Annotated in this window: 8 protein-coding genes; 4 read left to right on the plus strand and 4 right to left on the minus strand. The window is 57.3% G+C overall.

Going from position 1 to position 12,635, the window contains the following annotated elements:
- Positions 1-15: 15 nt before the first annotated feature.
- The 4 genes from dnaN (at position 16) to gyrB (ending at position 6,272) form a co-directional block, all read left to right on the plus strand.
- The gene (gene dnaN / locus ACJO5Y_RS16625; protein ID WP_406988782.1) at positions 16-1,116 is read left to right on the plus strand and encodes a DNA polymerase III subunit beta; all 1,101 of its coding nucleotides are present in this window, start codon (positions 16-18) and stop codon (positions 1,114-1,116) included.
- 91 nt (positions 1,117-1,207) lie between these two features.
- Entirely contained in the window at positions 1,208-2,482 is a 1,275-nt protein-coding gene (locus ACJO5Y_RS16630; RefSeq protein WP_406988784.1) for an ABC1 kinase family protein, read from the plus strand.
- 161 nt (positions 2,483-2,643) lie between these two features.
- A complete protein-coding gene (gene recF / locus ACJO5Y_RS16635) occupies positions 2,644-3,774 on the plus strand; it encodes a DNA replication/repair protein RecF (RefSeq protein WP_406988785.1) in 1,131 nt (376 codons plus the stop codon).
- 83 nt (positions 3,775-3,857) lie between these two features.
- Positions 3,858-6,272: a DNA topoisomerase (ATP-hydrolyzing) subunit B gene (gene gyrB / locus ACJO5Y_RS16640; RefSeq protein WP_406988786.1), complete on the plus strand. Its 2,415-nt coding sequence runs from the start codon at positions 3,858-3,860 to the stop codon at positions 6,270-6,272.
- Positions 6,273-6,365: 93 nt separating this feature from the next.
- On the opposite strand, the gene ACJO5Y_RS16645 is transcribed toward gyrB, so the two are convergent.
- From ACJO5Y_RS16645 to ACJO5Y_RS16660, 4 genes are all read right to left on the minus strand, one after another.
- Positions 6,366-7,127: a VC0807 family protein gene (locus ACJO5Y_RS16645; protein WP_406988787.1), complete on the minus strand. Its 762-nt coding sequence runs from the start codon at positions 7,125-7,127 to the stop codon at positions 6,366-6,368.
- A gap of 97 nt (positions 7,128-7,224) precedes the next feature.
- Positions 7,225-8,943 (minus strand): carbohydrate-binding module family 20 domain-containing protein, encoded by a 1,719-nt coding sequence (locus ACJO5Y_RS16650; protein WP_406988789.1) that lies wholly within the window; start codon positions 8,941-8,943, stop codon positions 7,225-7,227.
- 376 nt (positions 8,944-9,319) lie between these two features.
- Positions 9,320-10,597: a 4-aminobutyrate--2-oxoglutarate transaminase gene (gene gabT / locus ACJO5Y_RS16655; protein WP_406988791.1), complete on the minus strand. Its 1,278-nt coding sequence runs from the start codon at positions 10,595-10,597 to the stop codon at positions 9,320-9,322.
- A gap of 116 nt (positions 10,598-10,713) precedes the next feature.
- Positions 10,714-12,468, minus strand: a complete 1,755-nt coding sequence (locus ACJO5Y_RS16660; RefSeq protein ID WP_406988792.1) for an ABC transporter transmembrane domain-containing protein — start codon at positions 12,466-12,468, stop codon at positions 10,714-10,716.
- Between the last annotated feature and the right edge of the window lie 167 nt (positions 12,469-12,635).

The raw sequence follows: 12,635 nt of genomic DNA on the forward strand, positions 1-12,635 counted from the left end.
AGAATGCTGAGTGCCATGAAACTGACGATCAGCCGAGAATCACTGCTTACCCCGCTGCAATCCATTGCCGGGGTGGTAGAGCGCAAACAGACCATGCCGGTGCTGTCCAATGTGTTGCTGGTGGCCGAGGACAACACCCTCACCATGACCGGCACCAACATGGAAGTGGAGTTGGTGGGCCGGATCACGCCGGTGCATGTGGATCAGCCCGGGAAGATCACGGTGCCGGCCCGCAAACTGGCGGATATCTGCCGGGCACTGGGTGATGAAGCGCCCATTGAACTGGCCCTGGAGGGCGACCGCTTGCACCTGCGTTGCGGGGCAAGTCATTTCACCCTGTCGACGTTGCCGGCCGAGCATTTTCCCAATGTTGAGGATGATGCCGAGAGCTTTCGTCTGGAGGTGCCCCAGAAGGAGTTGGGACGTATGTTCGATGCCACGGCGTTCGCCATGGCCCAGCAGGACGTTCGCTACTACCTCAACGGGCTGCTGCTGGAAGTGGATCAGGGGCACGTACGTACCGTGGCGACGGATGGCCACCGTCTGGCAATGGCACACTTCGATCTGCCCACCGGCAGTGAACTTCGTCAGGTGATTGTGCCGCGTAAAGGTGTGCTGGAGTTGGCGCGTCTGCTGGATGACGTGGAGACGCCTGTTACCCTGGTGATCGGTGACAATCACCTGCGGGCGACCGTCGGTAGCTACACCTTTACGTCGAAACTGATCGAAGGCAAGTTCCCGGACTACAATCGCGTTGTTCCTCGCGGTGGCGATAAGATCGTCCTGGCCGATCGGTCGACACTGAAGAATACCCTGCAACGGGCGGGGATCCTGTCCCATGAGAATATTCGCGGGGTGCGATTGAACCTGGCGCCCAATGAGCTTCAGGTATTCGCCAATAACCCGGATCAGGAACAGGCCGAAGACGCGCTGCCGGTGGAGTATCAGGGCGAATCACTGCAGATCGGCTTTAATGTAGGCTATCTGGTGGATGTGATGAACGCGCTGGACGACGATCAGGTGAAGATTACTCTGTCCAACCCCAACAGCAGTGCGTTGATCGAAGCCCAGAACGATAATCGCTGCCTGTACGTGGTCATGCCCATGCGCCTGTGATGGTTGTTGAGCCGGGCCACAGGCAGGTGGCCCCGGGGCAGATGTCGGGGAACAGTTATACATCGGGTTCAGCTTAAGTCGAGGTGAAATAATGAAGGGAACGGTGACCAACAGTATCAAAGGCGCATTCCGGATCGGCCAGACGGTATCCGTGCTCGGCCGCACCGGTGTTAACTGGTTGCGGGGAGATCGGCCACCCACGCCGCGGTTGCTGCGCCAGACCTTCGAATCCCTTGGTGCAACGTACATCAAGCTCGGGCAGTTCATAGCCAGTTCTCCCACGTTTTTCCCCAAGGAATATGTCGAGGAGTTCCAGTACTGCCTCGATAAAACTCCTAACCTGCCTTTCAGTGTGATCCGGAAGATCATCCGCGAGGAGCTGGGGCGCCCCATCGACCAGGTGTTTGCCGAGATTGATCCGGTTGCCCTGGCGTCGGCGTCCATTGCCCAGGTTCATTCCGCCAGGCTGTTGACCGGGGAAGAGGTGGTTATCAAGGTGCAGAAGCCCGGGGTGGAAAACATTCTGCTGACGGATCTGAATTTCCTGTACCTGTCCGCGAAGATCCTGGAAACCCTGGCTCCGAAACTATCCTGGACGTCGCTCTCGGGGATTGTGGAGGAAATTCAGCGCACCATGATGGAAGAATGTGATTTTATCAAGGAAGCCAACAACCTGAAGGTGTTCCGCGACTTCCTGCACACAACCCATAATGAGGGCGCGGCCGTTCCTCTGGTGTACGAGCACTGCAGTACCCGTCGCATTCTCACCATGGAACGATTCCACGGTGTTCCGCTGACGGATCTCGAGAGCATTCGTGGTTACGCCCGTGATCCGGAGCGAACGTTGATTACCGCGATGAATACCTGGTTTTCCAGTCTGACCCAGTGCGAGTTTTTCCACGCCGATGTGCATGCGGGGAACCTGATGGTGTTGAAGGACGGCCGGGTCGGGTTTATCGATTTTGGTATTGTCGGTCGTATTCGTCCCGATACCTGGCAGGCAGTCAGTGATTTCATCTCCGCCGTTATGGTCGGTAATTTTGACGGTATGGCAGACGCCATGATTCGGATCGGGATTACCCACGAGCATGTGGAAGCCTCGGCCCTGGCCGGCGACCTGCGCAAGCTGTACCAGCAGATGGACACTATGGTGCCGGACCATGTGCCCTACGAAGCAGAGCAGGCGGAGGATGATGTAAACAGCATCCTTATGGATATGGTCAAGATTGGTGAAAGTCACGGTCTGCATTTCCCCAGGGAGTTTGCCCTGCTGTTGAAGCAGTTCCTCTATTTCGACCGCTACGTGCATATCCTGGCGCCGGAAATGGATGTGTTCATGGATGAGCGACTGAACATGCTCCACTGACCGGAGATCCAACAACCCTGGCGGGAAGGACTGGTGTTCTGGCGAATGTGCCTTAATCCGTCGCCTTCCTGCCAAGGGTTTTGTACACTAAGGCAGCACTCGCAAAGCGCGGGCGCTGCCTTTTTTGTTTCTGATTCACTCTCCGGAAAATCCCTGACTTTATGGCGCTGGTCAAACTGCAAACGGAACACTTCCGGAACCTTTCCTCCGCGCCTGTGAATTTCTCTCCGTCTTTCAACCTGCTGTTTGGCGAGAATGGCAGTGGCAAAACCAGTGTACTGGAAGCCATTGGATATCTGGGACTGGGGCGTTCCTTTCGGATCAGTCGACACCAGGCGGTTGTGCAACACGGGCAACAACGCCTGACGGTATTTGGCGGTCTGGACCAGGGGCTGGATGAGGTAACACGTCAGAGCGCGGAACCCGGAACGCTGATACATCGATTGGGGTTTGCCCGGGACATCAGTCAAAAGGAAACCACGTTAAGGGTGGACGGCGAAGCGGTGAAGAACCTGTCTTCGCTCGCACGTCACCTTCCGGTATCGGTGATTGATCCAGGTGTATTCGATATTGTCGCGGGTGGTCCGGGAAAGCGTCGGCAATTTCTGGACTGGGCAGTGTTCCACGTGGAACCTTCTTTTGCTTCTGTGTGGCAACAGTGTCAAAGAGTGACGTCACAGCGGAATCAAACGCTGAGAAATGGTAGACTAGACGAAGCCTTGATCCGGGTCTGGGACAGTCAGTATACGCAGTTGGCGAATCGACTGACGGAAGCCAGACGCGCTGCTTTTGCCTTGTTTGAATCGGCATTCGAGCGCTTGTTGGCGGAGGTTGATGCGCCCTGGGTCGAAGGCATGAAAATGGACTTTTACCCTGGCTGGGATATCAGCCAGTCCCTGTCCGATGTGCTTGCGGCTCATCGGGAGCAAGAGCTGCGGATGGGGCATACGTTGTATGGTCCTAATCGTGCAGATGTGAAGTTGCGGTTTCAGGGCCGGCCGGTTGCAGAGACCTTCTCCAGGGGTCAGCAGAAAACCCTTGTGATTCTGATGAAGATTGCTCAAGGCATGGTGCTGAGCAATCTTGGCAAGCAGGTTACGTTCTTGTTGGATGACATCAACGCCGAACTGGATGTCAGCCACCGGGCGATGCTTGCTCAAAAACTGTATGAATTGCGATGTCAGGTATTCATTACCTCCATCGAACCGCCCCGCCCTGATGAACTCTGGGGGGACGCGAAACCGGAATATCGGATGTTCCACGTGGAACATGGCAAATTGACGGAAGAATAAGATCTGGGTGGCGCAGCGTGGCGCTGGTAGGAATTGGAACCAGCCATACGGCAGACCCGGTAATCACCCATCAGGAGTACCTAATGAGCGAATCGAACTACAATTCCTCCAGTATCAAAGTCTTGAAAGGACTGGATGCGGTTCGGAAACGGCCCGGGATGTACATTGGCGACACCGACGATGGCACGGGTCTCCACCACATGGTGTTTGAGCTGGTGGATAACTCCATTGATGAGGCCCTGGCCGGTCATTGCTCCGAGATTGGCGTTATTATCCACCCGGACGAGTCCGTCACGGTCAAGGATAATGGCCGGGGGATTCCAACCGACCTGCACGAAGAGGAAGGGGTATCCGCAGCGGAAGTTATCATGACCGTGCTTCACGCCGGCGGTAAGTTTGATGATAACTCCTACAAGGTTTCCGGTGGTCTGCATGGCGTGGGCGTCTCTGTTGTAAACGCCCTCTCCTCTACCCTTACGCTGACCATCCGCAGGGAAGGCAAAGTCTACGAACAGTCCTACAGCCATGGCGTACCGAATGCACCTCTGGGTGTGGTGGGCGACACCGACGCTAGTGGTACCAAGGTTCACTTCATTCCGTCCCCGGACACCTTTACCCATATTGAATTCCACTACGATATTCTGGCCAAACGGCTCCGTGAGCTGGCATTCCTTAACAGTGGGGTCCGTATTCGCCTTACTGACGAGCGTAGTGGCAAGGAAGAGGTCTTTGAATACGAAGGCGGGCTGCGGGCATTCGTAGAGCACCTGAATAGCACCAAGACGCCCATTAACCGGGTTTTCCACTTCAATAACGAGCGGGAAGACGGTATTGCGGTGGAAGTGGCCATGCAGTGGAACGATGCCTTCCAGGAGAACATCTACTGCTTCACCAACAACATCCCGCAGCGTGACGGTGGTACCCACCTGGCCGGCTTCCGTGCGGCCCTGACCCGTTCCCTCAATAACTACATTGAACATGAAGGTCTGGGCAAGAAAGCCAAAGTCAGTACTTCCGGAGACGACGCCCGTGAAGGTCTGACGGCAATCATCAGTGTGAAGGTGCCTGATCCGAAGTTCTCCTCCCAGACCAAGGACAAGCTGGTGTCCTCGGAAGTGAAAACGGCAGTGGAGCAGGAGTTGTATCAATCCTTTGCCGACTTCCTGCAGGAGCAGCCCAACGAAGCCAAGCTCATTGTGAACAAGATGATCGAGGCCGCGCGGGCCCGTGAAGCGGCGCGCAAGGCCCGGGACATGACCCGTCGCAAAGGCGCCCTGGACATTGCCGGCCTGCCGGGCAAACTGGCGGACTGCCAGGAAAAAGACCCCGCCCTGTCTGAACTGTTCATTGTGGAGGGTGACTCGGCCGGTGGCAGTGCCAAGCAGGGCCGCGCCCGCAAGACCCAGGCCATTCTTCCGCTGAAAGGTAAGATCCTCAACGTGGAAAAAGCGCGTTTCGACAAGATGCTATCATCCGCGGAAGTGGGCACGCTGATCACGGCGCTGGGCTGTGGTATCGGTCGCGAGGAGTTCAATCCGGAGAAACTCCGTTATCACTCCATCATCATCATGACCGATGCGGACGTGGACGGTTCCCACATCCGAACCCTGCTGCTGACGTTCCTGTTCCGTCAGATGCGCGAAATCATCGAGCGTGGGCACGTGTTTATCGCCATGCCGCCGCTGTACAAGGTCAAGCGCGGCAAGCAGGAGCAGTACCTGAAGGACGAGAAGGCCAAGGTCTCCTACCTGACCCAGACGGCCCTGGAAGGCGCTCAGCTGTTCGTGAACCCGGAGGCACCGGCAATCAAGGATTCGGCACTGGAAACCATGGTGAAGGATTACCAGGCGGTGATGGCGATGATCGATCGACTGTCCCGCGCCTATCCAGCCAAAGTACTGGAGCAGATGCTGCAGAACGTGACCCTGAAGCCGGAAGACCTGAAAGAGGAAGAAGCGGTTGCACGTTGGGTCGCACGTCTGGGCGAGGGCCTGGATCTGGATACCCGTACCGGCACCAAGTACACGTTCTCGGTGGAAAAGGATTCCGAGCGCAACCTCTACCTGCCCAAGGTAGTGATCTACGTGCACGGGATTCCCTATACCCACGTGTTCAACCATGAGTTCTTCGAATCCTCCTCCTACGCCGCCATTGCGCGAATGGGCGAAACCCTGGACGGAATGATTGAGGAAGGCGCCTACATTCAGCGCGGTGAGCGTAAGCAGACCGTGTTGTCCTTCGAAGGCGCCCTGGCCTGGTTGATGAAGGAAGCCCAGCGCGGCCTCAACATCCAGCGCTATAAGGGATTGGGTGAAATGAATCCGGAGCAGCTGTGGGAAACCACCATGGATCCGGAAACCCGCCGCATGATGAAGGTCACCATCGAGGACGCCATTGCTGCGGATCAGATCTTCACCACGCTGATGGGGGATGACGTTGAACCGCGTCGTGCCTTTATCCAGACTAACGCTCTGGAAGTGACCAATCTGGACGTGTGATTACACCTGCACCAGCGAAGTAATAAAAAAGGCGACCATTTGGTCGCCTTTTTTATTGAAAATCAAAGAGTTGTTTTCTTCCTCTCTGGCAGCCTACTTGCCCGACCCGGAATCCGAGGACTTGCTGTTCTCGTGTTGGTCTGCGAGATGCGGCGCCATCACCTCTTCCAGGGTATAACCGGTGAGCCGGCGAATGGAGCGCCATAGATAATAGAAAATGGCGATCATCATGATCATTGATGGAATGGCGATCATCGGGTAGCTCACCAACGTCATCTGGCCCAGCTCCTCATTGAAGGCCTGGGTGCCGGAGGGACTGACGACAATCCACCTCGCCAGCACATAGTTCATGATGGAAGAGAACAGGAACGTCAGACTGAAGAAATAGGTCGCCTTCAACAGCCTGGACTCAAACTCGTCTTCGCTACCCTGCTCTTTCAGCGCCGCCTGGATCTTGTCGACGTTCAGAACCGACGGGTTGTACAGCAAGGTGCGCACCAGGGGATATTTGGTGCGTGTGGATATCAGCACGGCCAAACCAATGATGGCGGGAATGGCCGCTTCCTTGATCGCCAGCCACCCGGCATCCAGTTCCAGCAGCCCAATACCACCGGTCAGCCCCACGCTGATCAGCCCCAGCACCGCAATAAAGTTCTTCTTGTGGTACTTGATGAGTTCGAAAAGTCCCCATCCCAGAGGAAAGGCCAGGCCAATGAGCAGGGCGTTCACGCTGCCCAGATACTCATCACCGCTCAATTTCATCAGAATCACGGAGGGAATGATAATACTGACCAGTAAATCAACCCAGGGCCTTGGCTTGTGGTCCGGAACGTTGGAGGAATTCGGAGATGTCATGGTTTAGCCTGGTTGGTGAAACAACAGCAGACCGAAAGGCACTGCCGGAGAACGTCCCGGCAGTATACGATGAATCGAACGGGTTACGTAAGCGGGGTCAGAAGCTTCCCGACGTACTCGCCGCAGAGCCGGAGTCGCCGGTTTGCAGGAGATTGTTGGCTCCGGGTTGCCAGACTAACTGGCTATCCGGGTCGGTTTCACTGCGTTTGATGCACTTCCACTCAATACCGGCATTAGCGGGCATGGTGAAGGTACCGTTCCAGGTCGGGTAGCTATCCGAATCCAGTTTGAGTGCGTCTGCAGGCGACCAGTTGCCAAGTTCGCTGTTGTTGCCGGTCACATACACACTTTGGCCCCAGTCGGTGGAACCGTTGGCGCACTCAAAGGCCACCGTAACGTCCTCATTGTCCGTTGGCTCGTCGTTATCAGCACCGTCACAGGGCGCGCCTGTGTGCAGTGCCGCTGCCTCCATCGGAGGGATATCCAGCGCCACCTGACCGCTCTGGACACCGACACAGCTACCGTCGCCGGCGATGTTGCGATATTGACCGTCCGGCAGCGCGGTATTGAAGGTTCGTGAAAGAGTCCCGCCTTCCCGGTTGATCGCCACAAAGCCCTTAGTGCCGCGATTGAACGCAATCTGGTTGTTGCCGTTGTCCCACCAGCCGGATACCCCGGTACCATCGGTCACGTTGCGGAACTCCACCATACCGGCAATGGCGTCCCAGCGATGTTCACAGACCCAGGCGTCACCACATTGCGCGCTACCATCCTGGTAAACGGTCTGGGCGGGCGGTCCCTGATCACCGTCGGAAAAGCTGTAGCTGGACATTACCTTCGGGTAGCCATAGGGCCAGGCCAGCATGAACACGTTGGCGAGGTTGTACACACTGCCGTCCTTGTAGGTCACAACGTTGCTACCACCGGCACCATGGCCACGCTGATTGTCATGGTTATCGGTGAACACCACAGCATCACCACCGGCGAGGAACCCCCAACTCTCACCAAAGCTGTTCAGATTGGCCAGTTGCTGGTTCTTGAACACATCACCAATGGCGGCGCTGTAGCGAAACTCCGTGACATCGGAAATACCGGTGTACTCCCCGGCACTCACCGCTTCGCCCCCCAGGTCGATCACTTCCTGGAACACATAGAGCGGATCGTTCAATCCCGACAGAATGCCGCTGATATCGGACGGCGACATGTGCTTGGCCGCATCAATGCGAATGCCCTTCACACCCAGGGATGTCAGCTGATTCAGATAGCCGGCAATGGTGTTCTGCACGTAGCCATCCGCCGTATCCAGATCCGGCAACCCCACCAGCTGACAGTTCCGCACCCGCCAGGCATCGGTGCCGTAGTCTTCAGGATGGATGGTGCAGGGGGTGTGAAAATCGTTGCTGCTGTAAATGGGGTAACTGAGGGAACCGGAGTCATAGCTCGAGCCGGCAGTCCCCGTTCCCGACCCGTTGGCCATATGATTGATCACCGCGTCGGCGTAGACATCCACACCGGCGGCGTTACAGCGCTGAACCATCTCCGCAAAGGCGCTGGCATCGCCACCACGGCCCTGCAGCCGATAACTGACCGGTTGATACCGGGTCCACCAGGCGCTGCCCTGGATGTGCTCCTGAGGCGGCGACACCTGCACAGCACGGAAGCCCTTCGGCCCCAGAAAGTTCTCACATTCCTGAGCCACGTCGCTCCATTTCCATTCAAACAGATGAACAAACGCGCCCGCATGGGCCTGTTGGGTGGGTAATGCCATCGCCACGCCCAGGGCGGCCCCGGCGACAAACCGATGTAAAGGGATCATTGCATGCTCCTGTATTGTCTTTGTTGTGGTGCATTGTGTTGTCTCAGCCAACGGTTGGTTGTTTTCTATTCAGATTGACTGACAAGTAGCAACATGCATTGCGCAATCTTTAGGCAGAACATCCTTGAGTCATAAAAAGGGGGCGTAGTACCAGGGAGGATCTATTTTTTGGTCACACCAGAAGTTTGAAGCGTCGGTGAGGGCAGGCGTTCGGAACCTGTGCGGAGCCATGGATGGCGGAGCCCAAGCGTCCCATGGATGGGCTTGAAGCGTGTTTCCGAACGCCTGCCCTCACCGATGCCCGCACCCATTCCGGAGACCAAAAAAAGCCGGGCGTACAGCCCGGCTTCGGTCTTCAAGGAAAGTTTGAACGGATCTAAGCGCCAACTTCCTTAAGGCTTTCTTCCACAATTGCGAGACCTTCTTCCAGCACAGCGTCCTCGATGGTCACCGGCATCAGGAACCGCAGGGTATTACCGTACATACCGCAGCTCAGCAGAATCAGCCCCTTCTCCTTGGCCTTCTTGGTCACCGCTGCCGCCAGATCCGGCCTGGGTGTATGGCTGTCCTTGCTTTCCACCAGCTCGAAAGCCGCCATGGGACCAAGGTTACGCACATTATCCACATGCTCGAACTGGTCCTGCCACTGACTGAAGCGCTGGTTCAGCTTGTCGCCGAGTGCCTGGGCCTTGCCCAGAATATCCTCTTCCTGAAACACCTCGAACACCGCCAAAGCCGCTGCACAGGCTGTCGGACTGCCGGTGTAGGTGCCGCCAAGCGAGTTCGGGCCGGACGCATCCATGTAATTGTCGGTACCGACGATGGCGGAAATCGGCATACCGTCAGCCATGCTCTTGGCCATGGTAATCATATCCGGCTCAACGCCACTGTGTTCAATGGCGAACATCTTGCCGGTTCTGCCAAAGCCACTCTGCACCTCATCCACAATCATCAGGATATCGTTCTCGTCGCAGATCTTGCGGATCTCCTTGAGAAAGCTCGTCGGTGCAGCATAGAAACCGCCCTCACCCAATACCGGCTCAATGACGATTGCTGCAGTATGGCTTGCCGGGGAATCGGCCTTCATTGTCATCTTCAGGCCGCGCAGCGCCTCGTCTTCGCTGACGCCGTGATAGGGCACCGGGAAAGGCGCGCGGTACACCGTGCCGGGCATCGGGCCGAAGTCGGTCTGGTAGGGCGCGGCCTTGCCGTTCATCGCCATGGTGTAGAAGGTACGTCCGTGGTAGCCGCCGTCAAAACAGATCACGTTGGTGCGGCCAGTGGCGGCACGGGCAATCTTGATGGCGTTTTCCAGGGCTTCGGCGCCGGAGTTGGCCAGCATGACCTTGGCGTGGCCGCGTACCGGGCTCACACTGCTGAGTTTCTCTGCCAGCTTAACGTAGCCCTCATAGGGCATGACCGTCTGGCAGGTGTGCATCAGCTTGTCGAGCTGGGCCTTCACGGCTTCCACCACCTTCGGGTGGCGGTGGCCGATGTTGAGGACACCGATGCCGCCGGCAAAATCGATCATCCGGTTGCCATCGGCATCCCACAGTTCCGCGTTGGTTGCGTGATCGGCAAACTGTTCATTGGGACTTGCCGCGCCCGCTGCAACGTAACGTTCTTTGAGTGCCTGCAATTCTTTATTGCTCACTTTGCCATTCTCCCTGGTATCAGGTTCGAATATTCGGCGGCGACCGCGCTATGCCGGGTCGCCGCCCTGGAATCTCTCTATCAGTGTAAGGAGTACGGTGACGGTTCACAAACCGACTAATTGATAGCAGTGGCCGTTTCCTCCCCGGAATCGCGGAACTGCAGCCGTGCCAGGCGCTGGTAGAGCGGGTTGCGCTGCATCAGCTCGTCATGGCGACCGATATCCTGAAGTTTGCCCTGATCCATCACCGCAATCCGGTCGGCATCGCGAACCGTGGCCAGACGGTGGGCAATGACCAGTGTGGTTCGTTGTTCGGTCAGCGCCGGCATCGCCTGCTGAATCAGGTGCTCGCTTTCCGCATCCAGCGCGCTGGTGGCCTCATCCAGCAGCAGAATCGGGGCATCCGCCAGTAACGCACGGGCAATGGCCAATCGTTGTTGTTGACCACCCGATAGCCCGAGACCGCTGTCTCCCAACCGGGTGTCATACCCTTGTGGCAGCGCCTGGATGAATTCATCGGCATGGGCAATAACGGCGGCTGCCCTCACCTCCTCCAGACTGGCTGTTGGCCGGGCATAGCGAATGTTGTCCAGCACGGAACCATGAAACAGCGCCGGATCCTGGGGCACCAGGGCAAAACACCGTCGCAGGTTCGCCAGGGTGAGCTTGCAGGCAGGAATGCCGTCGATGTTGATGGTGCCGGCTTCCGGTTCGTAGAAGCGCAGCAGCAGATCGAACAGGGTGGATTTACCGGCACCGGAAGGGCCCACCAGCGCCAGCGTTTCACCGGCACGGATGTTGAGGTCCAGGTGGTTGATGGCGGCTACTTCCTGCCGCGACGGATAACGAAAAGTCAGCCCCTGAATGTCGATCCGGCCGCTGACGTTGGCAGGCAGCGGTACGGCGTTCTCCGGTTCACTGGTCAGTTCCGATGGCGTCTGCAACAGTTCGAACAATCTGGCAGCGGAACCGGCGGCGCGCTGGAGCTCTCCGATCACTTCGCTGAGCGCGCCAGCGGCCACACCCACCAGCAGGCTATAGAACACGAAGGCCGCCAGCTCCCCGGGGCTGATCCGACCGTGGATGACATCCAGGCCACCGATCCACAGCACCACTCCAACGGCCCCCATAACCAGCGCGATCGCCAGCGCCGTCAGCCAGGATCGTTGCTGGATACGGGCACGGGCAATGTCAAAGGCACGCTCTGAAACTTCGGCGAAAAAGCGGCGGTCGTGAGACTGATGATTGAATGCCTGAACGGTTTTGATCTGTGCCAGATTTTCACCCACGTAACTGCCGACATCGGCCACCCGGTCCTGGCTGAGACGGGATAACTGACGGACCCGGCGACCGAAAAACAGAATCGGAATGATCACCAGTGGGAAGCCCAGGAAAATCACACTCGCCAGCTTGGCGTTGGTGACAAACAACAACATCAGGCCACCCACCAGCATCAGCGCATTGCGCAGGGCAATAGAGATCGTGGAGCCGATCACCGACTGCAACACCGTGGTATCAGCGGTAAACCGGGACTGGATCTCCAGTGCCCGGTTCTTTTCAAAGAAGCCGGGATGCAGGTCAATCAGGTGGTTAAAGACCTGCTTGCGGATATCCGCCACCACCCGCTCCCCGATCCAGGACACCAGGTAAAACCGCGAAAACGACCCGACCGCCAGGCCCAGCACCAGCACAAAAAACAGACCGATGGCCCTCGCCAGGTTCCCGGGCGATTGGGTAGCCAATCCCTGGTCCACCAGAATTCGTAAACCCTGACCAAGGCCAAGGGTAATGCCGGCAGTGATGATAAGCGCCACCACGGCGCCAACCACCGCCCGACGGTAGGGGCTTATGAATCCGACAACCAGTTTCAAGGCCTTGCGATGACGGGTATTAATGATGTGCCTCCTGGATACGGCGTGCTGTAGACTCTGGTAACAGTACGGTTTGGACTCCCAACAAGACCTATCATACAGCTATGTAAGAGTGTGCGGGGTGGAACGGCCTGCCAGGACCGTCAAAAGCCAGGGATGGCTTTTGC

It is taken from the genome of Marinobacter alkalisoli (assembly GCF_045449855.1).
Lineage (GTDB): Bacteria > Pseudomonadota > Gammaproteobacteria > Pseudomonadales > Oleiphilaceae > Marinobacter.

Excerpts from the sequence above, each read along its gene's own strand:
- dnaN (WP_406988782.1), top strand. The coding sequence starts at position 16 with ATGAAACTGACGATCAGCCGAGAATCACTGCTTACCCCGCTGCAATCC.
- ACJO5Y_RS16630 (WP_406988784.1), top strand. The coding sequence starts at position 1,208 with ATGAAGGGAACGGTGACCAACAGTATCAAAGGCGCATTCCGGATCGGC.
- recF (WP_406988785.1), top strand. The coding sequence starts at position 2,644 with ATGGCGCTGGTCAAACTGCAAACGGAACACTTCCGGAACCTTTCCTCC.
- gyrB (WP_406988786.1), top strand. The coding sequence starts at position 3,858 with ATGAGCGAATCGAACTACAATTCCTCCAGTATCAAAGTCTTGAAAGGA.
- ACJO5Y_RS16645 (WP_406988787.1), bottom strand. The coding sequence starts at position 7,127 with ATGACATCTCCGAATTCCTCCAACGTTCCGGACCACAAGCCAAGGCCC.
- ACJO5Y_RS16650 (WP_406988789.1), bottom strand. The coding sequence starts at position 8,943 with ATGATCCCTTTACATCGGTTTGTCGCCGGGGCCGCCCTGGGCGTGGCG.